General features: G+C 70.8%; 20 protein-coding genes and 1 pseudogene. 7 read left to right on the top strand and 14 right to left on the bottom strand.

Annotated elements, in window-relative coordinates:
• Positions 1-20 precede the first annotated feature (20 nt).
• The gene (locus LGI35_RS07285) at positions 21-1211 is read left to right on the top strand and encodes an MFS transporter (RefSeq protein WP_227293077.1); all 1191 of its coding nucleotides are present in this window, start codon (positions 21-23) and stop codon (positions 1209-1211) included.
• A 137-nt stretch (positions 1212-1348) separates the two neighbouring features.
• The gene (locus LGI35_RS07280) at positions 1349-2137 is read left to right on the top strand and encodes a hypothetical protein (protein WP_227293076.1); all 789 of its coding nucleotides are present in this window, start codon (positions 1349-1351) and stop codon (positions 2135-2137) included.
• A gap of 23 nt (positions 2138-2160) precedes the next feature.
• On the opposite strand, the gene LGI35_RS07275 is transcribed toward LGI35_RS07280, so the two are convergent.
• From LGI35_RS07275 to LGI35_RS07255, 5 genes are all read right to left on the bottom strand, one after another.
• A complete protein-coding gene (locus LGI35_RS07275; protein ID WP_227293075.1) occupies positions 2161-2637 on the bottom strand; it encodes a (2Fe-2S)-binding protein in 477 nt (158 codons plus the stop codon).
• Between the two features lie 11 nt (positions 2638-2648).
• Positions 2649-5015, bottom strand: a complete 2367-nt coding sequence (locus LGI35_RS07270; protein ID WP_227293074.1) for a molybdopterin cofactor-binding domain-containing protein — start codon at positions 5013-5015, stop codon at positions 2649-2651.
• 189 nt (positions 5016-5204) lie between these two features.
• A complete protein-coding gene (locus tag LGI35_RS07265; protein WP_227293073.1) occupies positions 5205-6518 on the bottom strand; it encodes an aldehyde dehydrogenase family protein in 1314 nt (437 codons plus the stop codon).
• A 99-nt stretch (positions 6519-6617) separates the two neighbouring features.
• Positions 6618-7238, bottom strand: coding sequence for a TetR/AcrR family transcriptional regulator (locus LGI35_RS07260; protein ID WP_227293072.1), 621 nt, complete (start codon positions 7236-7238; stop codon positions 6618-6620).
• A 2-nt stretch (positions 7239-7240) separates the two neighbouring features.
• Positions 7241-7936 (bottom strand): type 1 glutamine amidotransferase domain-containing protein, encoded by a 696-nt coding sequence (locus LGI35_RS07255; protein ID WP_227293071.1) that lies wholly within the window; start codon positions 7934-7936, stop codon positions 7241-7243.
• A 150-nt stretch (positions 7937-8086) separates the two neighbouring features.
• Between LGI35_RS07255 and LGI35_RS07250 the strand changes: the two genes are divergently transcribed.
• Entirely contained in the window at positions 8087-9046 is a 960-nt protein-coding gene (locus tag LGI35_RS07250) for a LysR family transcriptional regulator (RefSeq protein ID WP_227293070.1), read from the top strand.
• A 27-nt stretch (positions 9047-9073) separates the two neighbouring features.
• On the opposite strand, the gene LGI35_RS07245 is transcribed toward LGI35_RS07250, so the two are convergent.
• On the bottom strand, positions 9074-9466 hold the full coding sequence (locus LGI35_RS07245; RefSeq protein WP_227293069.1) for a nuclear transport factor 2 family protein: 393 nt from the start codon (positions 9464-9466) through the stop codon (positions 9074-9076).
• 71 nt (positions 9467-9537) lie between these two features.
• On the opposite strand from LGI35_RS07245, the gene LGI35_RS07240 reads away from it, so the two are divergent.
• Entirely contained in the window at positions 9538-10107 is a 570-nt protein-coding gene (locus LGI35_RS07240) for a PadR family transcriptional regulator (protein ID WP_227293068.1), read from the top strand.
• A 76-nt stretch (positions 10108-10183) separates the two neighbouring features.
• Here LGI35_RS07240 and tnpA read toward each other — a convergent pair.
• Positions 10184-10605 (bottom strand): annotated as a pseudogene (gene tnpA, locus LGI35_RS07235) (IS200/IS605 family transposase).
• A gap of 74 nt (positions 10606-10679) precedes the next feature.
• On the opposite strand from tnpA, the gene LGI35_RS07230 reads away from it, so the two are divergent.
• Positions 10680-11999 (top strand): RNA-guided endonuclease InsQ/TnpB family protein, encoded by a 1320-nt coding sequence (locus LGI35_RS07230; RefSeq protein ID WP_227300227.1) that lies wholly within the window; start codon positions 10680-10682, stop codon positions 11997-11999.
• Positions 12000-12041: 42 nt separating this feature from the next.
• On the opposite strand, the gene LGI35_RS07225 is transcribed toward LGI35_RS07230, so the two are convergent.
• Both LGI35_RS07225 and LGI35_RS07220 read right to left on the bottom strand, forming a co-directional pair.
• Positions 12042-12641, bottom strand: coding sequence for a uridine kinase family protein (locus tag LGI35_RS07225; RefSeq protein WP_227293067.1), 600 nt, complete (start codon positions 12639-12641; stop codon positions 12042-12044).
• 46 nt (positions 12642-12687) lie between these two features.
• Positions 12688-13314, bottom strand: a complete 627-nt coding sequence (locus LGI35_RS07220; RefSeq protein ID WP_227293066.1) for a hypothetical protein — start codon at positions 13312-13314, stop codon at positions 12688-12690.
• A gap of 362 nt (positions 13315-13676) precedes the next feature.
• Here LGI35_RS07220 and LGI35_RS07215 point away from each other — a divergent pair, with 362 nt between their 5' ends.
• Positions 13677-14186: a YceI family protein gene (locus LGI35_RS07215; RefSeq protein ID WP_227293065.1), complete on the top strand. Its 510-nt coding sequence runs from the start codon at positions 13677-13679 to the stop codon at positions 14184-14186.
• Between the two features lie 24 nt (positions 14187-14210).
• Here LGI35_RS07215 and LGI35_RS07210 read toward each other — a convergent pair whose 3' ends face one another.
• Entirely contained in the window at positions 14211-14915 is a 705-nt protein-coding gene (locus LGI35_RS07210; protein ID WP_227293064.1) for a TetR/AcrR family transcriptional regulator, read from the bottom strand.
• A 41-nt stretch (positions 14916-14956) separates the two neighbouring features.
• The gene (locus LGI35_RS07205; protein WP_227293063.1) at positions 14957-16132 is read right to left on the bottom strand and encodes an FAD-dependent oxidoreductase; all 1176 of its coding nucleotides are present in this window, start codon (positions 16130-16132) and stop codon (positions 14957-14959) included.
• Between the two features lie 175 nt (positions 16133-16307).
• On the opposite strand from LGI35_RS07205, the gene LGI35_RS07200 reads away from it, so the two are divergent.
• The gene (locus LGI35_RS07200) at positions 16308-18272 is read left to right on the top strand and encodes a M13 family metallopeptidase (RefSeq protein ID WP_227293062.1); all 1965 of its coding nucleotides are present in this window, start codon (positions 16308-16310) and stop codon (positions 18270-18272) included.
• A gap of 54 nt (positions 18273-18326) precedes the next feature.
• Here the strand turns inward: LGI35_RS07200 and LGI35_RS07195 are convergent, their stop codons facing one another.
• From LGI35_RS07195 to LGI35_RS07185, 3 genes are read right to left on the bottom strand one after another with little or no spacing between them, the layout of a single operon-like run.
• Positions 18327-20702, bottom strand: a complete 2376-nt coding sequence (locus LGI35_RS07195) for a beta-xylosidase/alpha-l-arabinosidase (RefSeq protein WP_227293061.1) — start codon at positions 20700-20702, stop codon at positions 18327-18329.
• Positions 20699-21520 (bottom strand): carbohydrate ABC transporter permease, encoded by an 822-nt coding sequence (locus LGI35_RS07190; RefSeq protein WP_227293060.1) that lies wholly within the window; start codon positions 21518-21520, stop codon positions 20699-20701. Before LGI35_RS07190 ends, LGI35_RS07195 begins: the two co-directional genes overlap by 4 nt.
• The gene (locus LGI35_RS07185) at positions 21517-22452 is read right to left on the bottom strand and encodes a carbohydrate ABC transporter permease (protein ID WP_227293059.1); all 936 of its coding nucleotides are present in this window, start codon (positions 22450-22452) and stop codon (positions 21517-21519) included. The genes LGI35_RS07190 and LGI35_RS07185 overlap by 4 nt, the downstream gene beginning before the upstream one ends.
• Positions 22453-22464: the final 12 nt, after the last annotated feature.

Here is a 22464-nt window from a genome sequence, read left to right as displayed (position 1 = left end):
GACGGCGGGGAGGAGGCCGGATGACCGAAGAGGCGACAGCGATGAGGCCCTGGCGGTTCGTGGTCTGGTTCGGCATGGTCAGCCTCCTCGCGGACTTCGTCTACGAGGGTGCCCGCTCGGTGACCGGCCCGCTCCTCGCCTCGCTCGGCGCGTCCGCGGCCGTGGTCGGCGCGGTGACGGGAGCGGGCGAGGCGGCGGCGCTGCTGCTGCGCCTCGGCTCGGGACCGCTTGCCGACCGCAGCGGCCGGTTCTGGGGGTGGGCGATCGCCGGTTACGCGCTGACCGTGGCCAGCGTCCCCCCGCTCGGCGTGACCGGAGTGCTGTGGGCGGCCTGCGCGCTCGTCATCACCGAACGGGTCGGCAAGGCGGTGCGCTCGCCCGCCAAGGACACGCTCCTCTCGCACGCGGCGGCGGCCACCGGGCTCGGCAAGGGGTTCGCGGTGCACGAGGCGCTGGACCAGGTGGGCGCGTTGCTCGGCCCGCTGGCGGTGGCGGGGATGCTGGTTCTGACGGGCGACGACTACGGGCCCACGCTCGCGGTCCTCGCGGTGCCCGGCGTCGCCGTACTCACCCTGCTCGTATGGCTGCGGCGCCAGGTCCCCGACCCGGCGGCCTACGAACGCGCGGCCGCACCCGGGAGCGAGCAGCCGCAACCCGGCGCCCGACTGCCGCGCGACTTCTGGGTGTACGCGTCCTTCACCGCCGCGACGATGACGGGCTTCGCGACGTTCGGCGTGCTCTCCTTCCACCTCGTCGCGCGCGGGCTCGTCCCGACCGCCGCCGTCCCCCTGCTCTACGCGGCCGCCATGGCCGTCGACGCGCTGGCCGCGCTGGCGACCGGGTGGATGTACGACCGGGTCGGGCCACGCGTGCTGATCGTCCTGCCGGTCCTCTCGGCGGCCGTGCCCGCGCTCGCGTTCACCGACTCGCTCACGCCGGTCGTGCTCGGCGCCCTGGTGTGGGGTGCGGCGACCGGTGTGCAGGAGTCCACCCTGCGCGCGGTCGTGGCCGATCTCGTCGCGCCGGGCCGCAGGGCGACGGCCTACGGCGTCTTCGCCGCGGTCGTGGGTGTGGCCGCGTTCGCCGGAGGAGCGCTGACCGGGGTGCTCTACGACATCTCGATCCCTGTGCTGATCGTCGTGGTGGCGGCGATCCAGGCGGCGGCCGTACTCCTGCTGGCCGTCACCGGTTTCAGGGTCCGCCACACGTGACGGTCCGGTCAACACGCTTGTGATGTGCGTCAGTTGAGCCCGAACGCCGGTCGTGGAACCCCGATCCGCGACGCGCGAGGTCCCGATTCGGCCGCACGTCTCGGCGGGCGGAGGGAGTTGCGCATAGGCTTCGCGCCATGCTGCGCCTCGTCGATGCCTGTTCGGGCCTTCCTGTCGCTCCGGTGATGCACCGGAGCGTGGTGCGCATCGGCGTACCCCTGGCCCTTCCCGAGGGCGGCGAGGCGCTTTCCGACGTACGGGCGATGCTCGTCGCCGACGTCCTGACCCGCGTACTGGAACTGTCGGGGACCATCGCGTACACAGGGCTGATCTGCCCGGACGGGGCCGACGCGCGACGGGCGGCGCTCCAGGCGCGGGCCGGCGAACTCGGCATGCACCCGGCCGCCGCCCACGGCGACGAGCGGGGCGTGGAGGGTGAGCTGGGCGGGCCGTTCGCCGTCCGTCTGAGCCGGAGCGAGGAAGCACCGGAGGAGGCGGACGGGGACGTCATCCGGCTCGCTGTCGCCGACGCCCACGCCGCTGACGGTGTCGCGGAGCGGGCCGACGACCCGCTGGCCCTGCGGCTCGCCCTGCTGACCGAACCGCGCACCGAGACGCTGCGCCTCGCTCCCGCGTCGGTGTCCGCCGCCCATCACACACTTCTGCGCTGGCGCCACGCGGTGGCCACCTGGGCGGACAGCCCTTCGCGGCCCATGCCCGGGCCTGCCCGCGACAGCATTCGCGACTGTCTGGAGGACGACCTCGACCTGCCCGGGGTGCTGCGCACGCTGCACCGCCTGGAGCACTCGGGGGACGCCCCGACCGGAGCGCTCTTCGAGACCTTCGCGTACGTGGACCGGGTGCTCGGCCTGGACCTCGTACGCGACGTCGGCAGGGGACCCGCGCCGCCGCGGCCGCTGATGTAGCCGGCCGCCGGCGTCGCGGCTTCTCACATGTTCTCGGCGCCCGCCCTGATGGCCTCGCGGATGCGGGTGTACGTGCCGCAGCGGCAGATGTTGCGGATCTCGTCGAGGTCCGCGTCGGTGATGTCGCGGCCGTCCTCGGCCGCGCGCCGGACCTTGGCGACCGCCGTCATGATCTGGCCCGGCTGGCAGTACCCGCACTGCGCGACGTCGAGGTCGAGCCAGGCCTCCTGCATCGGGTGGAGGTCCTTGCCCACGGTGGCGGGCAGCCCCTCGATGGTGGTCACCTCGTCGTCGGGAGCGATCTTCGACACCGGCACCGAACACGGGTTGAACGCCTTGCCGTTGATGTGCGACGTACAGGCCTGGCACACGCCCAGGCCGCAGCCGTACTTCGGTCCGGTGACGCCGAGCAGGTCGCGCAGGACCCACAGCAGCCGTACGTCGTCCTCGGCCTCGACCGTGATCTGCTCGCCGTTGAGCTTGAAGGTGTGACTGGGCATGGCGGGGCTCCTCAGAAGGCGCGGTCGAGACCGTCGGTGGGGGACTGGGGCGTGGACGGTTCGAGCGGCAGCGGGTCGAAGGAGAGGGTGGCGTGGTTGATCGGGAAGCTCTTCGGCAGCGTGCCCGTGGCACGGGCGTAGGCGCAGGCGATGGCGGCGAACGCGGGCGCGACACCCAGCTCGCCGGCTCCTGACGGCTTGTCACCGGTGGACGGCATGACGATGACGCGCAGGTCGGGCGGGGTGTTCCACTGCCGCGTGTAGAAGTAGTGGTCCCAGCTGCCCTCCAGCGGGATGCCGTCCTTGATGTGCAGGCTGGACGTGAGGGCCATGGCGAGCGCGTCGTTCATCCCACCCATCATCTGGGCTTCCAGACCACGGGGGTTGATGGCGAAGCCGGCGTCGACGACCATCAGGGCGCGGGTCACGCGCGGGCCGGTGACACCGTCCCTGACCTTGCGGTTCACCGTCTCGGGCCGGCAGTCGATCTCGACGAGCGAGGCGACCGCGCCGCGGTACTCGGTGTGCAGGGCGATCCCCTGCGCGACACCGGCGGGCAGCGCCCTGCCCCACTCCCCGGCCTCGGCCGCCTTGTCGAGGACGGCACGCAGCCGTTCCTCCTTGAGGAACTCGCGGCGGAACGCGACGGGGTCCTTGCCCATCTTCGCGGCCAGTTGGTCGACGACGAGTTCACGCGCGCACGCCACATTGGGCGAGTAGATGTTGCGCATGCTGCCGGTGTTGAACTTCAGCGGCACCTCGTTGAGGAGCTGCGTGGTGACACCGAAGTTGTACGGCGTGGACTGGGTCAGCTGGAAGATGGTCTCGGCGAACGTGAGGTTGCCGGCCACGGGCAGCTTCGCCGCCGTCGACGTGATCATCTCTCCGAGCCCGTGCCCGAAGTCGGTCTGCGAACTGGTGTGGCGCTGCTCGTAGCTGACGACATTGCCGAGCGCGTAGGTGGCACGCACCCGCGAGACACACATCGGATGGGTCCTGCCCTGCCGGAAGTTGTCGGTCCGCGACCACGACAGCTTGACCGGCTTGCCCATCTTCTGCGAGATCTCGGCGGCCTCTGCGGCCACGTCGTGGAAGAGGTGCCGCCCGAACGAGCCGCCGCCCTCCACGACATGCACCGTGACGGCGGTCTGCGGCAGCCCGAGCCGGTCGGCGATGTCGCGCTGGGCCACGATGGGGACCTTGAGGCTCGCCCAGATCTCGGCGCGGTCGGAGCGCACGTCGGCTATGGCGTTGTCCGGCTCCAGCGGGCTGTTGCTGGCGAACGCGAAGGTGAACTCGGCGTCGATCTTCTTCGTGAGGAGCGGCGGCACGACCATGGGCAGCGCCGCGGCCCTGAGCTTGGCGAGGACGGTGTCGTCCGACTCCTTGTCCACGGTGCCGGGGCCCCAGGTCACCTCGAGCGCGCGCAGTGCGTCGATGCACTGGCCGAACGTCTCGCCGCGGACCGCGACACCGTGCTCGACGGTGGCGACATCGGTGATGCCCGGCATGTTCCTGACGGCCTCGGCGTTCGCGACGGAGACCACCGTGCCGTTGACCGTGGGCGGCCTGCGCACCATCGTCGGCTTCGCGTCCGGCACGTGAAGGTCCATGCCGAACTTCTTGGCGCCGGTCACGATGTCGCGTGCGTCGACACGGTTCTGCGGCGTGCCCAGGATCGTGAAGTCGGACGTGGACTTGAGGTGGGCGGAGGCGGTGACGGTCCGCGCGCTGGCGGCGGTCTCGGCGAGCGAGCCGTACGTGGCGCTCTTCGCGGCACCGTGCGTGATCACGCCGTCCCGCGTGGTCAGTTCGGACTCCGGTACGCCCCACTGCTGTGCGGCCGTGGCGACGAGCCGCTGCCTGGCGACGGCCGCCGCGGAGCGGACCGGGAGGTAGATGCTGCGCATCGAGTTGGAGCCGCCGGTCAGCTGGTTCATCAGGAGTTCCGGGCGGGCGTCGGCCAGGGACACCCGCACCTTCGCCAGGGGGAGGTCCATCTCCTCGGCGATCATCATGGCGACCGCCGTGGTCATGCCCTGGCCCACCTCGGCGCGCGGGACCGCGAACGACGCCGTCCCGTCCGCGTGCACCTGGACGGAGATGAGACCGGACGTGGGCGCCGCCGCGAGAGTCTGCATGTCACCGAGGTCGAAGAGCTCCTCCGGCTGCGGCAGGGAAGGCACCGCGGCCTCGGCGGAATCGGCGCCCACGGCGTCCAGGCCGAGGCGCGCGCCGACGGCGAGCGTCGGAGCGGCGAGCAGATACGCGAGGACCCTGCGCCGTCCGGGACCCCCGGGACGATCGGGACGTTCAGATGGCGCGGCTTGTGCGGCTTCTTCCACGGGGTCGCGTGGCGAACGGCTCTGTTCTGCCATGGGGGTGCCTCCCGGCGCACGGATTGAGTTGATCAACCGGGGAGCCTAGGGCGCGGGAGGCGGACGGGGCACACGGTGCGGGCAAACTCCACATGACTGCCACACACTCGCGTATGCGAGGCAGTCGAGACGCACGGCTCGCGGGTGCGAGAGGGGCGGGCCGCCGGGACCCGCCCCGCCCGGCCGGGCTCAGCCCAGCGGTACGTCGAGCCGCGCCTTGCGGTGGCTGAACGTCGCGATGGAGTGCGGGCCGTGGTAGTTGCCGAGTCCGCTCTCGCCGACTCCGCCGAACGGCAGCTCGGGGACCCGGAGATGGGCCATCGGCATCCCGAATCCGATGCCGCCGGAGGACGTCTCGTCCGCGAGGCGGCGCCGGGTCTCCTCGCTCTCGGTGAAGCCGTAGAGGGCGAGCGGCTTGTCGCGGTCGTTGATGAACTCGATGGCCTCGTCGAGCCCGGAGACCTCGACGATGGGCAGAATGGGGCCGAAGATCTCCTCCAGCATGACCGGCTCGTCGGGCTTCACGCCGGTGAGGACGGTCGGCGCGATGTAGGTGTCGTCGCGGTCGGTCTGCCCGCCGAAGGCCGTGGTCCCGGAGTCGAGCAGCGCGGACACCCGGTCGAAGTGCCGCTCGTCGACCATGCGGCCGTACGCCTCCGAGGCCTGCGGGTCGATGCCGAACATCGCCTCGACCGCCTTGGCGAGCGCGTCGGCGAGCGCGGGGGCGGTCTCCGGGTCGGTCAGCACGTAGTCGGGGGCGACACATGTCTGCCCGGCGTTGCGGAACTTGGCGCCCGCGAGACGCTCGGCGACACGGTTCAGATTGACGTCACGGTCCACGAACACCGGGGACTTCCCGCCCAGTTCGAGGGTGACCGGGGTGAGGTGCTCGGCGGCGGCGCGCATGACGATGCGGCCGACCACGCCGTTGCCGGTGTAGAAGATGTGGTCCCAGCGCTGGGCAAGCAGCTCGGTCGTCTCCGGGACGCCCCCCTCGACGACGGCGACGGCCTCCTTGTCGAGGTACTCGGGCACCAGACGGGCGATCAGCGCGGACGTCGCCGGAGCGACCTCGCTCGGCTTGAGGACGACGGTGTTGCCGGCCGCGAGCGCGCCCACGAGCGGCACGAGCAGCAACTGCACCGGGTAGTTCCAGGGCGCGATGATCAGGACGGTGCCGAGCGGGTCGTACTGCGTTCCGGCGACCGATCCGTCGGGCAGGCCCGCGAGGGCACCGGACGCCACGGGCCGGGGGCGCAGCCACTCGGCGAGATGGTTCAGGGTGTGGTCGATCTCCCGTACGGGGAAGTCGATTTCGGTGGCGAAGGCTTCGGCGCGCGGCTTGTGCAGATCGGCGTGCAGCGCGTCCGCGATGTCCCCGCGGTGCTCCGTGAACAGGGAGCGCAGCCGGGAGAGCTGCTCCTTCCGCCAGGCGAGCGGCTTGGTGCGGCCACTGGAGAAGGTGGCGTGGAGGCGGGCGACAAGGTCTTCGATGTCGGTCACGAGGGATCTCCTGCGAGGGGGTGCCCGGCGGGTGTCGAGCGGGAGGTCAGGGGTGGGGGAGAGCGCGGCGGTGGCCTGCGGTCGGCACAGTGTGGCCGGTCACGCGGGGTGCGTCGCGGAACCGGACGGCGCCCCGCCGGGCGTTGTCACCCGCGAGGTGCACTCGGACACGGGGCCGGCGAGGAGCCCTGCGAGCAGCGCGTCCGAGGCCGGGGTGAACAACTGCCGCGCGTCGGACACGGACTCCAGGCCGACCACCAGGGCGATGCAGATGCCGGCGGCCTCGGCGGGTTCCACGGCGGCGGGGGTGCCCGCCTCCGTGAACAGGCCGGTCAGCAGCCGGCGCAGATCGGCGGTGAACGTGTGGCAGATGTCGCCGAACAGCCGTGCCTTGGCGTCGAGCAGCTCGGCGGAGTGCGGCGAGTCCCCGGCGAGGCGAAGCACCAGTTCGAGCTTGGCGGCCAGGACACCCCGGACGCGCTCGGCCACCGGGGTGTCCTCGGCGGCGGCCGCCCGCCGCGCCCGCTCCAGCGCCTGCGTGTGCAGACGCTCCGCGAGCCGGCGGAAGGCATCGTCCTTGTTGCGTACGTACTGGTAGACCGCGGACCGGGACACGCCCATCGTGGAAGCGATGTCGTCCATCGTGGTGCGCCGAACGCCATACCTGGTCAGGCAGTCGTAGGCGGCGTCGAGGACCTCGTCGAGCCGGTCGGCGCCCATCGTCAGGCCAGCTTCTCGAGGAGCTCGGCCGCGAGCGGGGCGGCGGAGGACGGGTTCTGGCCGGTGACCAGGTTGCGGTCGACGACGGTCTTCGGGGCCCAAGGCTCGCCCTCCTGGAAGTCCACGCCCGCGTTGACGAGTCGGTCCTGGAGCAGCCACTTCGCCTTGTCGGCGAAGCCGGCCTGGGTCTCCTCGGTGTTGGTGAAGCCGGTCACCTTGTATCCGGCGAAGGCGTTGGTGCCGTCGCCCTTGATCGCGGCGAGCATGGCGGCCGGGGCGTGGCAGACGATGCCGAGCGGCTTGCCCGTCTCCAGGGCGAGGGTGAGGAGCCTGCCCGAGTCGGCGTCGGCGGAGAGGTCCTCCATGGGGCCGTGGCCGCCGGGGTAGAACACCGCCGCGTAGTCGTCGAGGTGTACGTCCTCCAGCCTGACCGGGTGCTGGAGTTCGCCGAAGGAGGCGAGGGCCGCCGCCACCTGGTCCGCGCCCGCCTGACCGCCGTTGAACTCGGGTGCGAGGGAGCCCTTGTCCACGGTCGGGACGACGCCGCCGGGCGTGGCCACGACGATGTCGTGGCCCGCGGCCTTGAAGGCTTCGTACGGGGCGACGGCCTCCTCGGCCCAGAAGCCGGTGGGGTGCAGGGTGCCGTCGGCCAGCGTCCAGTGGGTGGCGCCGGTGACTACGAAAAGGATCTTCGACATGATGATGTGCTCCGAGGGTGCGGGCCCGCGGGCCCGGAGGACGGGTTCGGATCGCGGAACCTCTGACGCTGTGTGCCCAGATCGTCAGTGTGTGGCGACGGCACCGACCGTAGGGCGGGGCTCCCATAGGAATCCAATAGGGTGGCCAATATGAGAAATAGGGATTCGAATGGGTCTCCGGGAATAGGCCGGACGGCGCACACGGGCCCGCTGGACCTGAATCTGCTGCGTACCTTCCTCGCGGTGTACCGGTCGGGTTCCTTCACCGCGGCCGCGCGACTGCTCGCCCTGTCGCAGCCGACGGTCACCACGCAGATCCGCGCGCTGGAGCGCCAACTGGACCGCGAACTGTTCGAGCGGCTGCCGCGCGGCGTCGCTCCCGTCCCCTTCGCGGACGAGCTCGCGTCCCGCGTGGTCGACCCGCTCGACGCCCTCTCGGCCGTCGCCGGACAGGGCGGCGCCGGCACGGACGCCGCCGCCGAGCCCGTCCATCTGGCGGGACCGGCCGAGATGCTGTGCCACTGCGTCCTGCCGGCGCTGGCACCCCTGGTCGAGAAGGGGCTGCGGCTGCGCGTCACCACCGGGCTGACCGGCCCGCTCCTGGAGGAGCTGCGCACCGGCCGGCACGACCTCGTCATCGCCACCACCCGGCCCCGCGGCCGCAATCTGACGTCGGTGCCTCTCGCGGACGAGGAGTTCGTCCTGGTCGCCGCCCCGACCTGGGCGGACCGTATCGGCGGCCCGGACCGGATCGCCGCCGACGGACCCGGGATGCTGCACACCGTCCCGCTCATCACGTACGCGGAGGAACTCCCGATCGTCCGCCGGTACTGGCAGCACGTCTTCGGCAGGCGACTGACCTGCAAGGCCGCCGTCACCGTGCCCGACCTGCGCGGTGTCGTGTCCGCCGTGGCGGCCGGGGCCGGATTCAGCGTGCTGCCCCGCTATCTGTGCCGCGAGCTGCTGGCCGCGGGCGCGCTCGTCCTCCTCCACGCCCCGGAGGACCCGCCGTTCAACACCGGTTACGTCGTCCAGCGCCCCGGAACGCCGGACAACCCGCACATCGCCCTCGTCCGCGACCACCTCCTGGAGGCCGGCCGGGGCTGGTGAGCCCGGCCGGCCCGCACACAAAGGCGGCTACGCGCCCGCGGCCTCCTGCCGGATACGGTCGAACTGCGCCCCCATGGCCTCGGACAGCGCCTCGGCGCCGGACAGGGGGCGCACCATGACGGTGAGATCGTCGATGAGCCCGTCCTCGTCGAGGTGGATGAAGTCGCAGCCGTTGACCTCGCGGTCGCCGACACGGGCGACGAAGACCAGGGCGTGGTCGCGGCCGTCGGCGCTGTTGATCTCCCGTACGTAGCGGAAGTCCTCGAAGACCCGCGTGACGCCCCGCAGGATCGCAGCGGTGATCGCCCTGCCCGGGTACGGGTGGAAGGCGACCGGACTGGTGAACACGACGTTCTCGGCGAGGAGCGCCTCGACGGCGTCGGGGTCGTTCGCTTCCACGGCCTTGCGGAATGCCTGCATGCGCGCGCTCCATAGTCAATTTGTTGAATAGGTGCGGCCGAGATTAATCGTGCCGGTGTTAGCGTGTCCAGATGTCTCTGAAACACGCGGTCCTCGCGGCTCTCCTGGAGGGCGAGGCGTCCGGGTACGACCTGGCCAAGGTGTTCGACGTGGCGGTGGCCAACTTCTGGTCCGCGACCCCGCAGCAGCTCTACCGCGAACTGGAGCGCCTCGCCGGGGACGGCCTGGTCGAGGCGCGGGTCGTGCCGCAGGAACGCAGGCCGAACAAGCGGATGTTCACGCTCACCGACGCGGGGCGCGCCGCCCTGGACGACTTCGCCGTGGCCCCGCCGCGGCCCACCGCCATCCGCGACGAACTCATGGTCAAGATCCAGGCCTCTGACGGCGCGGACCCGGACGCCGTGCGCGCGCTCGTCGAGGAGCGCATGGGGTGGGCGCGCGGCAAACTGGCCCGCTACGAACGCCTACGGGAGCGGCTCCTCGACGGGCGCGACGAGGACACGTACCTGCGCGACGCCGAACGCATCGGCCCGTACCTGACGTTGGTGCGCGGCCGCTCCTTCGAGGAGGAGAACCTCAGGTGGGGCGAGCGTGTCCTGGACATCCTGGCGCTACGCGCCTCACATGCCGGCCGGTCCTGAACTCCCTCACGGATGTAGGTGTCACCTTTTGATCTTGGCCAGTGCTCCGGCGTTCACGCCGGGGGTGAAGGCCCGCTCAGGACTTCTCTGACTTGCGGGTGAGCATGGGTCGGCACTGTTCACCTCGGCCTATGGGGCGCTTCTGGTTCTCGATGTATTGGCGTGCGACGGTCAGGGGCCTACCGCCGCAGCTTCCGGTGAAGTAGGGGCCGGACCAGAAGTGGCGGCCTCACAGGTGGCTGCGGATGTGCGCGTCGTACTCCTGGCGCAGACGCCTGGAGGAGGCGGAGTGGACCAGTTTGGAGAGCTGGACCTTGGGCGGGTAGTGCGCGAGCAGGTGCACGTGGCCCTCCTCGTCGTTGAGCTGCTTGAGTTCGGCCCGGAGTCCGCGCACATCTCCCGGATGATCTCTTCGCAGCGCTTCGGCATCTTGTCCGTGAACGCCTTGCGCCGGTATGTGGTGTCGAACGCCAAGTGGACGTGCAGGTTGTAGACGATGTGCCGGCCGGTTCTGACATCGGGGTTCGGATTCCATCACGGTGACATAGACACACTGTAGGATCATGGTCACCATGGGTGAACTCGGCTTGGAGAAGCGGCAGTTCGGGCACCGCGCCCGACTGGCACTGTCCCCTGCCGAGCATCTCCTCGCCGACGAGCAGGCGCACGCCGCCCGCACGGTGTGGAACTGCCTGCACGCGTGGTGGCAGATGATGCCGAAGGACAAGCGGACTCTGGCGAACGCGGACGCCGCGATACGCCAGGCCCGCAAAGAGATCGATTTCCTCGCCGTCCTTCCTGCGCAGGCCGCGCAAGCGGTGCTCAAGACGTACTTCCATGCCTGGAAGAACTGCTGGGACGGCCGTGCCGGCGCTCCGAACTTCAAGGGCCGGTTCCGGTCCGTGATGAGCGTGGACATCCCGCAGGGCCGTGATCTCCAGATCAAGCGGGTACACCGCCGCTGGGGCATGGCCAACATTCCCAAGGTCGGCCGTGTCCGCTTCCGCTGGACCAAAGATCTCCCCGTGGGCAATAAGGCGAATGCCGACAACCGGATCACCGGGGCACGGCTGGTCAAGGACCACCTGGGATGGCACATCGCCTTCCGTGTGCAGAGCGTCGAAGCCAAGCCCGCATCTCACCAGGGGGCGGAGGTCGGAATTGACGCCGGGGTGAACCTGCCCCTCGCCCTGTCGGACGGCAACCACCAGGATCACGGGCGTGCGCCTCACCTCCCGGATGGCAGCGCCGACCGTGACAAGTGGCTGAACACCGAGGAAAAGGGCAAGCTCCTGCGCCTTGAGCGCCGGGCCGCCCAGCGCAGGACACACCGCAAGCCTGGCGAGCGCACCAGCCGCCGCCTGCACCACACCTATGACCAGATCCGGGGGCTGCGCGCTAAAGCCACGCGGCGGCACCAGGACTGGCAGCACAAGACAACCACCACCCTCGCCCAGAAGTACGGCGTCATGGTGGTCGAAGCACTCACCATCACGAACATGGTCAAGTCCGCTCGGGGCACCATCGCCGAGCCGGGGACGGGCGTCGCGCAGAAGGCCGGACTCAACCGCTCCATCAGTCAGGAGGCATGGGGCAGGACGGTCACGATGCTGACGTACAAGGCCGGCCGGTACGGCGGCACCGTGCACAAGGTGCCCGCCCCGAACACCTCCCGACGCTGTTCCACCTGCGGCTTCATCACGCCCGGCAGCCGGGAGGACCAGGCCACGTTCGTGTGCAAGAACCCGGACTGCGGATGGTCGGGCAACGCCGACCACAACGCGGCCCGGAACATCTTGCACCTGTACCGGATGGGCCACGCGCTCATCCCGGCTGCCGGGAGGGCAGTCGTCAGGCGTGACAAGCGCGTCAAGCCCGCCACCGCAAGGTAGACGGGAATCTCCTTCCTAAGCTTGTGAAGGGAGGAGGGCACTTCAATGCAGGCGCATGTAGGTGTGCGCCGGATCGGCGGGCGCGGTGTGCGGGTCGCCGTCGACCACCACGTCGGCCCGCTCGCGTGTCCCGTCCTGGGCGAAGTGCTCGTCCTCCGCGGCCATCCACGTACGCCACAGCGGCAGCGCGTCCTCACCGTCGCGGTCGAGGCCTCGGCGCAGACGCACCGCGCGTCCCGTCTCGACCCACACGGCGCAGGTGAGACGGTCGGCGACGGCCCGGCGTGCCGTCGACACACCTTCGAGGACGAGGGTGTGGCCGACGGGAACGTCGTGCCACTCGGCGAGTTCGCGCCGTACCCAGTCGTAGCGCTGGAACCGGCCGGCCACCCCGCTCCCCAGCGGCTGGAGCACCTGCTCCTCGAGGCGGGGCCACCAGCCCAGCGGGTCGTCCCACGAGGCGAAGTCGTCCGTGTGCACGATCCGCGCGCTGCCGAGTGCCCCGGCCAGGCGCTCGGCGAACGTGCTCTTGCCCGCCCCCGACGGGCCGTCCACGGCGACGAGCCTGACCGGTCCGCACCGCGGCTCCGCCGCCCGGATGCGGGACGCCAGTGCGGTGTAGGTCTCAGGGGCGGGTGTCATGAGGGTGCACGATAACGGTGGTTGTGCGGTGCCGGGAGCGGATGTCTCAGGCGTTCGCCGGAGCGTCCTTCTTGCCGGCGTCCTCAGGGGTGGCCGCCGGGGCCGGAAGGGCGGTGTAGAACACGGACTTGTTCTGCTTGGTGCGCTCGGCCTGACCGCGGGCGACGAGGGACTCGAGGGTGTTGCGTACGACCGTGCCGCCGGCCTTGCGCTCCGGGTGGGACTCGGCGAGCGTCGTCGTGACCTCGGCTGCCGAGCGCGGCTCGGTGCTCGTGGTGATGAGGTTCAGGACCAGTTCCCGCAGGGTGGGGGAGCCGGGGGTGCGGGGCTGTGCGGTGGCCGCCTTCTTCGCGGCGGGCTTCTTGCCGGCCTCCTTCTTCGCGCGCTGCTTGGGTGCCGCGCTCTCGCCCTTCGGCTTGCGTGCCTTGGGGAGTTCGACGGGGGACTCCGCCTTCGGCGCGACCGGTGCCTCTTCGGCCACCGCCGCCGCGCCTCGACTCGAGAGTGTCTCGCGCATCCCCACCAGCAGGGTGCGGTCGTGGTCCAGCGTCTGGAGCTGCTCCTGAAGTGCGGCCAACTCGGCGGCGACGCGTTCCTGTTCCTTCGCGTTGCGCTCGAGGTCGGCCTCCACCTGGGCGGAGTACTGGGACTTGAGCGTGTTGCTGTCCGACATGACTGCCCGCTTCCTGTTGCTGTGGGGCTGTGTGTGTTGGTGCCGAAGGGTACTCACACCACACACACTTGTGCACGGTTCTTCGGTGCATTGCTCCTGCCCAGTGTTGGTGGGGTGACACCATGTACGGCCGTGCGGGCCGCTTCGGACGGTGTCGGACCCGGATGGGAACACCTCTGCGTGGGATGGCAGTTGGTCGCATCAGGTGGACGTGGCGCCTGTGCGGTGGCCGTCGGCAGTGACATTTGTACCGGCCGGGCGACGACATCTCGCTCTGCCGGGTGCCATCGGCCCCTGACATGCTGAGGTCACCCGCCGGGTCGGCGGCGTCGAGACCGACGGAGGTCATGGTGGCATCGCGAGTGGGAGAACATCCTGTGCCGGAGGCCGGCACGTACGAGATCGATCCGGCGGCGTCGAGCGTGAACTTCCGTATGCGCACGGTCTTCGGGCTGTTCCCGGTGCGGGGGAGCTTCCGGATCACGCGGGGACGGATCGACGTGGCCGGACCTGTCGAGAAGTCCACGGTGGACGTGAGGATCGGAGCGGACACGTTCGAGTCGGGTGTGGCACGGCGCGACGAACACGTACGGTCGGCCGACTACCTCGACGTGGCCACCCATCCCGAGTTCGTGTTCCGTGGTGACGGCGTCGAGGCCGGGTCCGGCGGGACTGTCCTGACGGGGGAGTTGACCGTCCTCGGTGTCAGCCGGCCGGTCGACGTCACCGTCGAGAGCGTGACGGTCGAGGGTCGCGGCCTGACGGTCGTGGCGTCGGCCGTCGTGGACCGCTACGCGTTCGGTGTGACCACCGCGAAGGGGATGACCGGCCGCCGGCTGACCGTGCGCCTGGATGTCAGGGCGACGCGTTGACCTGCCGTGACAGCTGGTGGGGGGTCACGGAACGTCCGTGGTGGACGGCCTGGGTGTGTGCGGCATCCCGTTGATCAGTACCCGCAGGCCCCAGTCGAGGCGGGCCCCGCCCGGCCCGGACAGCAGCTCGTCACCCAGCGCCGCGAGGCGGGGGTGGGTCGTCGCGGACACGTCGCGCAGCGCGGTGGTCAGCGCGTCCCAGTCGCCCTGGGCGTCCTCGTCCCGGTCGCGGGTGGACTGCTCGGCCGCGGTCGAAGTGGCGTACTGCAGAAGGGCGTCCACGCCCCACGCGGCCTGCGCGTCCGGGATGCCGCCCTCGGCGAGCAGCGCGAGGAGGGCTTCGAGCAGATCGAGGTAGTGCTCGCCGGAGGGCATCGCCACCAGCGCCGACCGGGCGAGGCTCGGATGCTCGAACAACACCGCGGTGTACGAGGACAGGATCCGCACGAGGCGGTCCTGCCAGTCACCCGGAGCGGTGGCGGGGGAGAGGTCGACCTCGCCGAGCAGCTCGTCCAGGATGGCCGCGTGCAGCTCGGCGGTGTTGCGCACGTACACGTAGAGCGAGGCCGGGCCCGTGTCGAGCTCCTGCGCCAGGCGGCGCATGGTGACGCGCTTGAGGCCCTCGTCGCGCATGATCGCGACGGCGGCCGCGACGATGCCGTCCCGGGTCAGGGCGGGCTTGGCCGGACGCTCTCGGCGGCTGCGGGGTGCTGCGGGCTGGGGGGACACGTGTTCACCGTAACGAGCCGGGTTCGTGACGAACAAGTTCGTCACGAACCCGTTCCCGCGGCTTCCGCCTCCTCGTGGAAGGACGCGAACATGTCGAGCAGACCCTGCGGGGCGTCGGGGTGGAAGATGACGTCGAGGTTGTCGGCGGACTCGGCCGCGGCGTGCTCGCTGCGGGGGAAGAGTGCCTCCTCGTAGACGGTGAGTGCCTTCTCGGTCTCGCCGGGGTGCGCCAGGATCGCGGCGGCCAGCTCGGCGCCGTCGAGCATCGCCAGATTGGCGCCCTCGCCGGCGAACGGCGACATCAGGTGGGCGGCGTCGCCGAGCAGGGTCACACCCGGGACCCGGTCCCACCGGTGTCCGACGGGCAGGGCGTGGATGGGCCGCGGGAAGAGCGCGCCGTCGGCGTCGCCGATGAGTCCGCGCAGCGCCTCGTCCCAGCCGTCGAAGGACGTGAGGACACGGGCCTTGGCCGCCTCGGTGTCGGTGAAGTCGATGCCGCTGGTGGTGAACCAGTCGGCGGGCACCCTCAGCGCGCAGTAGATGTGCAGCCGTCCGTCGCTCTCGCGGTGGGCGAGGAAGCCCTTCTCGTCCCCGAGCGCGAACAGCGATCCGCCGCCGACGACTTCGGCGCTCTCCGGGTGAAGCGTGTCCGCGTCGTCGAGGTGCGCCTCGACGAACGAGATGCCGGAGTAGGCGGGGCGGGCGTCGGAGAGCAGCGGGCGGACCTTGGACCAGGCGCCGTCGGCGCCGACGAGCAGGTCGGTCGTGAAGGTCTCGCCGGACGCGAGGGTCACCTCGTGGCGGCCCCCGGCCAGCGGGCGGGCGCCGGTGACCTTGGCGCCCCAGCGGATGGTGTCCTGCGGCAGCGAGGCGAGCAGCATGTCGCGCAGATCGTGCCGGCTGACCTCCGGCCGGCCGTCGGTGCCGCCGTCGTCGCCCTCCTCCATGCGCACGGTGCCGTGCTTGTCCAGGATCCGCATGGCCTCGCCACCCGGGTGGATGGCGGCGAGGAACTCCTCGTGGAGGCCCGCGGCGCGCAGTGCGGCCTGGCCGGACTCGACGTGCATGTCGAGCATGCCGCCCTGGGGGCGGGCGGCGGCGGAGGCCTCCAGGTCGTAGACGGCCGCTTCGACGCCGCCGAGGTGCAGGACACGTGAGAGGACGAGGCCACCGAGGCCTCCGCCGACGATCGCGACGGGGTGGTGGGGGGTGGTCATGGCGTGCTCCTTCGGATGGGGGTGGCGCCCCGCCGTCGCGGGGGCCTCCTCGACCAAGGTAACGAACATGTTCGTCACGAACAAGTTTTTAACGAACATGTTCGCCCTGCGTCATCGTCGACCGGGCCCGGGGGATTGCGAAACGTCCCGGCCGCGCCTCGCATAAGCTGCCTCGATGAGCATTCTTGATGACGCCCGCCCGGGTATGAACCCCGAGATCCGGCCGCAGGACGACCTGTTCGGCCACGTCAACGGCCACTGGCTGGACACCGAGCCGATCCCCGAGGACCGCTCGAGCTGGGGCCCCTTCGTGCAGCTCGCCGACACCGCCGAGGAGCAGGTCAAGGCGATCATCGAGGAACTCGCGGCCGGGACCGAGTCGACCTCGGCCGACGCCGGCGAGGCGCACAAGATCGCCGCGCTCTACGCCTCCTTCATGGACGAGCAGGCCATCGAGGCGCTCGGCCTCGCGCCGGCCCGCCCGCTGATCGACGAGGTCGCGGCCATCGCCGACCTCCGGGGCCTCGCGACGTTCCTCGGCCGCTTCGAGCGCGTCGGCGGCTCCGGCCTCTTCGGGTCGTACGTCGACACCGACGACCGCAACTCCGACCGCTACCTCGTCAACGTCGTGCAGGGCGGCCTCGGCCTGCCCGACGAGTCGTACTACCGGGACGACAAGTTCGCCGAGATCCGCGACAAGTACGTCACCTACCTCACCGATCTTCTGACGCTCGCCGAGCACGCCGACCCCGCGGCCGCCGCGCGGACGGTCCTCGCCATCGAGACCAGGCTGGCCGCGGGCCACTGGGAGCGGGCCGAGACCCGTGACGTGCAGAAGACGTACAACCTCACCGCCCTGGACGAACTCAAGTCCCTGACGCCGGAGTTCGACTGGCACGGCTACACCGCCGGGCTCGGTGGCACCGACGCGACCATCGCCGAGACCTGCGTCCGGCAGCCCTCGTACTTCGCCCACCTCTCCCAGGTCCTGACCGAGTTCCCCATCGAGCAGTGGCGCGACTGGGTGCTGGTGCGCGTGCTGCGCGCCGCGGCGCCGTACCTCTCGGACGCCTTCGTCCAGAACAACTTCGACTTCTACGGGCGCACGCTCAACGGCACCCCGGAGCTGCGCGCACGCTGGAAGCGCGGCGTCGCGCTCGTCGAGAGCGCGATGGGCGAGGCCGTCGGCAAGGAGTACGTGGCCCGGCACTTCCCGCCGGCGTCCAAGGCGATGATGGACGAGCTCGTCGCCAACCTCCTGGAGGCCTACCGCCAGTCGATCGCCCAGCTCGACTGGATGACCGACGAGACGAAGGAGCGGGCGTACGAGAAGCTCGCCACGTTCCGCCCCAAGATCGGCTACCCGGACAAGTTCCGCGACTACTCGAAGCTCCAGGTCACCGCGGACGACCTGGTCGCCAACGCGCAGGCGGCCGCGGCGTTCGAGACGGACCGCGAGCTCGCCAAGATCGGCTCGCCGGTCGACCGCGACGAGTGGTTCATGCTGCCGCAGACGGTGAACGCGTACTACAACCCGGGCACCAACGAGATCTGCTTCCCCGCGGGCATCCTGCAGAAGCCGTTCTTCGCGCCCGACGCCGACCCGGCCGAGAACTACGGCGGCATCGGCTCCGTGATCGGCCACGAGATCGGCCACGGCTTCGACGACCAGGGCGCCCAGTACGACGGCGCGGGCAACCTCAACGACTGGTGGACCGCCTCCGACAAGACCTCGTTCGAGGCCAAGTCGAAGGCCCTCATCGAGCAGTACGACGGCTTCTCGCCGCGCAACCTGCCCGGCGAGTCCGTCAACGGCGCGCTCACCGTCGGCGAGAACATCGGCGACCTCGGCGGCCTGACCATCGGCCACAAGGCGTACGTCATCTCGCTCGGCGACACCCCGTCGCCGGAGCACGAGGCCACGACCGGTTCCCAGCGCCTGTTCCTCAACTGGGCCTACTGCTGGCGCACCAAGCGGCGCAAGGAGCAGGAGCAGCAGTACCTGACGATCGACCCGCACTCGCCGCCGGAGTTCCGCGCGAACATCGTGCGCAACCTCGACGAGTTCCACGACGCGTTCGGCACGTCGGACAGCGACGGCCTGTGGCTCGACCCGGCGGACCGCGTGCGCATCTGGTAGCGCGCCCGTGACGCGTGGCCCGTACCTTCCTGGAAGGTACGGGCCACGGCTGGTTCAGGACGGGGTGACGCCGAAATCGGCGTGCAGCCTGCGGGTGTGATCCACCGCCCGCACGGGACCGGTGAGCGTCACCTGCGCGGTCAGCCGGACATCGGTGCTGGACGCCCCGAGCCTCAGCTCCAGTTCGCCCGGCTCGACGATCCGCCGACCGTCCCGCCCGGTGAACGAGGCGAGATCCGCGGGCACCGCCACCCCGACCCGCGCGGCCTGCCCCGGCGCGAGTGCCAGGCGCACGAACCCGACCAGCCGCTGGACGGGCTGCACGACCGAGGCGACCGGGTCGTGCAGATAGAGCTGCACGACCTCGGTCCCGTCCCGCTCACCCGAGTTCCGCACGGTGAAGGCGAGTTCGGCCTCGCCGTCCGTGCCGACCGTCGCGCGCTCCACGGTGAGATCGGACCAGTCGAACGACGTGTACGTCAGACCGTGTCCGAAGCCGAACGCCGGAGTCGGGTCGATGTTCGACACTTCGTTGACCTGCCCGAGCCGCGCCGCCAGATACGTGGACGGCTGGGCCCCCGGGCCGTTCGGGATGCTGACCGGCAGCCGTCCCGACGGGGCGACCCGCCCGCTGAGCACACCGGCGATCGCGGGGGTGCCCTCCTCGCCCGGGAAGAACGACTGGACGACGGCGGCCGACTCCCGTACCGCACGGCCGAGCGCGTACGGGCGCCCTGCCAGGAGCGTCACCACGACCGGTGTGCCGGCGTCCAGGAGCGCGTCGAGGAGCTGCTCCTGCACGCCCGGCAGCGCGAGCGAGTCCGCGTCGCAGCCCTCGCCGCTGGTGCCCCGGCCGAAGAGGCCGGCGCGGTCGCCGAGCGCGAGAATCACGACGTCGGCGCCACGGGCCAGCTCCACGGCCTCGGCGAAACCGTCGGTGCCGGTGTCGTCGATGCCGCACCCGGGCGCGGTGACGACCTCGCTGTCCGGGAACTCGGCCCTCAACGACTCGATCAGGGTGGGCAGTTCGATGCCGGCCGGTACCTCGGGGTGCCTCGCGCCCACGTGCACCGGGAACGCGTAGCAGCCGAGGACGGCCGTCGCGGTGTCGGCGGTCGGGCCGACCACCGCGATCCTGGCGGGCCGGTCCAGGGGGAGTGTGCCGTCGTTGCGGAGCAGCACGACGGCCTGTTCGGCGACCTCCCGGGCGAGGGCGCGGCGGTCCGCGGTGTCGAGGGCCACGGTTCCGCGCAGCGCCCGGGGGTCCCCGAGGTCGGCACCGGCCAGCGCCGGCGGCACCGCGTCCCACCCGCCGTCGAGAAGGCCCAGCTGCGCCTTCTGCACGAGCACGCGGCGCAGCGCGCGGTCCACGACGGCCTCGGACACCCGACCGTCCGCGACCGCGTCGAGGAGCGGCTGCCCGAACGCCTTGACGGTGGGCAGTTCCACGTCCACCCCGGCGCTCAGCGCGGCCCCGGCGGCCTCGCCCCACGTGGCGGCGACACCGTGCAGGGTCTTGAGGAACCCGACACCGAAGTAGTCCGCCACCACCGTCCCCGTGAAGCCCCAGGTGTCCCGCAGCAGCCCCGTGAGCAGTTGTTCGTCGGCAGCTGAAGGGACGCCGTCCGTGTCGGTGTAGGCGTGCATCACCGAGCGGGCTCCGCCCTCCCGCAGCGCCATCTCGAACGGCAGCAGCATCACATCGGCGCGCTCCCTGGGTCCCATGCCGACGGGCGCGAGGTTCCGTCCCGCACGGGAGGCGGAGTAGCCCACGAAGTGCTTCAAGGTGGCGACGATCCCGGCGGACTCCAGGCCCCGGACGTAGGCGGTGCCGAGGGTTCCGACGAGGTACGGATCCTCGCCGATGGTCTCCTCGACGCGGCCCCACCGGGCGTCGCGCACGACGTCGAGCACAGGGGCGAGACCCTGGTGCACACCCACGGAACGCATGTCCTGCCCGATGGCCCCGGCCATGCGCCGCACCAGCGCCGGATCGAACGTCGCGCCCCACGAGAGCGGGACGGGGTAGGCGGTCGCGCCCCAGGCGGCGAAGCCCGCGAGGCACTCCTCGTGGGCCACGGCCGGGATGCCGAAGCGGTTTCCCGCGGCGATGCGGCGCTGGGTGCGCAGCAGGGACAGCGCGCCGAGGGCGGGGTCGACGGGCGCGGTGCCGAAGGGCCTGGTGAGCTGCCCGAGCCCGTGCGGCAGCAGCGCCTCGAGGTCGACCACCTCCTCCATCTCGTGCTGGTACGGGGCGACTTCGCCGCCCTCGTCGGACGCCCCGACCCACACGCCGAACAGCTGGGCGACCTTCTCCTGGAGGGTCATCTCGGCGACGAGGGCGTCGGCGCGCGTCTCGTGGTCGAGGGTCGTGTCGCGCCACAGGGGTGTGGTGGTGGAGTCTGTCGTTACGGCCACGTTGTGGGTCACTTTCCTCCCACGCCCATGAGCCCCTGGACCAGGGTGCGCCGGGCGAACAGGTAGACGAGCAGGACGGGCACCATGGAAAGGACCACGGCGGCCAGCAGCCCCGGGACGTTGATGCCGTACTGGGTGCGGAAGTTGTAGAGCCCCAGGGTGATCACCTTGGTGGAGTCGGACTGGGTGAGCACCAGGGGGAACAGGAAGCCGTTCCACGCCTGAAGGGCGGAGAAGACCGCGATCGTGGACAGCCCGCCCCGCGACAGCGGGAGCACGAGCTGATGGAACACCCGCCAGGACGACGCGCCGTCGATGGCCATGGCCTCGTAGAGATCCGGGGTGATGTCGCGCATCACGCCGGTCAGGACCAGGGCGCACATGGGGAGCGAGAAGGCGGCGGTCGGCAGGATGACGCCGATGAGGTTGTCGTAGAGCCCGGCCTTGCTGATGACGTAGAACATCGGCACGATCACCGCCTGCGCGGGGATGGCGAGACCGAGCAGGAAGAGACGGAAGACGGCGGTCGTGACGCGGCCGCGACTGCGGACGATGGTGTACGACAGCGGCGGCACCACCACGAGGACGATGGCGACCACGCACACGGTCACGATCACCGTGTTGAGGAAGTACCGGCCGAAGCCGGTGGAGAAGTCGTCGAGGTAGTTCCGCAGCGTGAAGTGCCGCGGCAGGCTCAGCGGCCCGCTCGCGCCGTAGTCGGCGCGCGACTGCACCGAGGCCGAGACCAGGACGTAGAGCGGTGCGCCGACGATGATCAGCCAGGCCAGGGAGCCCAGGCCGGCCAGGTAGTTGGGGCGTTGCTTGCTCACAGGCCCTCCACCGAGCTGCGCATCTTGTCGTAGCCCGAGACCCGAACGACGACGAGGGAGATGACCGTCGCGACCACCACCAGAAGCAGTGCGATGGCCGATCCCGCGCCGAAGTCGAAGCTCTTGAAGGCCTTTTGGTACATGTAGTAGGCGCTGATGGTGGTGTCCGTGCCGGGGCCGCCCTGGGTCAGGATCAGGACGGTGTCGAAGGTGGTGAGGCCGCCGACGACCATCAGGATCATCGACGTGATCATGGTGTTGCGCAGTTGCGGCAGCGTGATGTGGAAGAACTGGCGCACCGTGCCCGCCCCGTCGATCTGCGCCGCCTGGTAGAGGACTTGAGGGATGGCCCGCGCCGCGCCCTGGTAGATCAGGGTGTGGAACGGGGTGAACTGCCAGGCGCCCACGAAGACGAGCACCCCGATGGCCCCGCTCTGCATACCGAGCAGATTGCCGTCGCCGAACAGCCACTTGGCCTGCGACGGCACACCGAAGTTGGGGTCGAGCAGGGTGCGCCACAGGACGGAGACCGCGGTGGCGGACAGCAGCAGCGGGACGAAGTAGATCGCGGACAGGATCGCGCGGTTGCGCTGGCGGCCCGCCGCCCAGACGCCGAGCAGGATGCTCAACGGCGTCTGGACGAGCACGCCCAGGACGGTGACCAGCACGCTCAGCCAGAGGCTGTTGAGCATCACCGGGTCGTCGAAGAGCTTGGTCCAGTTGTCGAGCCCGGCGAACCGGGGCGAGCCCAGACCGTTCCAGCTCGTGAACGACAGCACGGCGACGAGGACGAGCGGGATGACGGCGAACAGGACGAAGAACGCGGTGGCGGGCAGCGCCCAGGCGAAACCCGGGCGCCCCACACCCCCCGTGCCCCGCTTCGCGGGCCGCCGTTCCGCCACGACCGCGGCCTTGGAGACAGTGGTGGTCATCTCGGCAGCCGG

Origin of the sequence: Streptomyces longhuiensis (assembly GCF_020616555.1) — a bacterium.
Lineage (GTDB): Bacteria > Actinomycetota > Actinomycetes > Streptomycetales > Streptomycetaceae > Streptomyces > Streptomyces longhuiensis.
This window is presented reverse-complemented; position numbering and strand designations above follow the sequence as displayed.

What these genes read in the sequence shown, in the direction of transcription:
- LGI35_RS07285 (WP_227293077.1), top strand. Translation starts at nt 21, where the DNA reads ATGACCGAAGAGGCGACAGCGATGAGGCCCTGGCGGTTCGTGGTCTGG.
- LGI35_RS07280 (WP_227293076.1), top strand. Translation starts at nt 1,349, where the DNA reads ATGCTGCGCCTCGTCGATGCCTGTTCGGGCCTTCCTGTCGCTCCGGTG.
- LGI35_RS07275 (WP_227293075.1), bottom strand. Translation starts at nt 2,637, where the DNA reads ATGCCCAGTCACACCTTCAAGCTCAACGGCGAGCAGATCACGGTCGAG.
- LGI35_RS07270 (WP_227293074.1), bottom strand. Translation starts at nt 5,015, where the DNA reads ATGGCAGAACAGAGCCGTTCGCCACGCGACCCCGTGGAAGAAGCCGCA.
- LGI35_RS07260 (WP_227293072.1), bottom strand. Translation starts at nt 7,238, where the DNA reads ATGGGCGCCGACCGGCTCGACGAGGTCCTCGACGCCGCCTACGACTGC.
- LGI35_RS07255 (WP_227293071.1), bottom strand. Translation starts at nt 7,936, where the DNA reads ATGTCGAAGATCCTTTTCGTAGTCACCGGCGCCACCCACTGGACGCTG.
- LGI35_RS07250 (WP_227293070.1), top strand. Translation starts at nt 8,087, where the DNA reads ATGAGAAATAGGGATTCGAATGGGTCTCCGGGAATAGGCCGGACGGCG.
- LGI35_RS07245 (WP_227293069.1), bottom strand. Translation starts at nt 9,466, where the DNA reads ATGCAGGCATTCCGCAAGGCCGTGGAAGCGAACGACCCCGACGCCGTC.
- LGI35_RS07240 (WP_227293068.1), top strand. Translation starts at nt 9,538, where the DNA reads ATGTCTCTGAAACACGCGGTCCTCGCGGCTCTCCTGGAGGGCGAGGCG.
- LGI35_RS07230 (WP_227300227.1), top strand. Translation starts at nt 10,680, where the DNA reads ATGGGTGAACTCGGCTTGGAGAAGCGGCAGTTCGGGCACCGCGCCCGA.
- LGI35_RS07225 (WP_227293067.1), bottom strand. Translation starts at nt 12,641, where the DNA reads ATGACACCCGCCCCTGAGACCTACACCGCACTGGCGTCCCGCATCCGG.
- LGI35_RS07220 (WP_227293066.1), bottom strand. Translation starts at nt 13,314, where the DNA reads ATGTCGGACAGCAACACGCTCAAGTCCCAGTACTCCGCCCAGGTGGAG.
- LGI35_RS07205 (WP_227293063.1), bottom strand. Translation starts at nt 16,132, where the DNA reads ATGACCACCCCCCACCACCCCGTCGCGATCGTCGGCGGAGGCCTCGGT.
- LGI35_RS07200 (WP_227293062.1), top strand. Translation starts at nt 16,308, where the DNA reads ATGAGCATTCTTGATGACGCCCGCCCGGGTATGAACCCCGAGATCCGG.
- LGI35_RS07185 (WP_227293059.1), bottom strand. Translation starts at nt 22,452, where the DNA reads ATGACCACCACTGTCTCCAAGGCCGCGGTCGTGGCGGAACGGCGGCCC.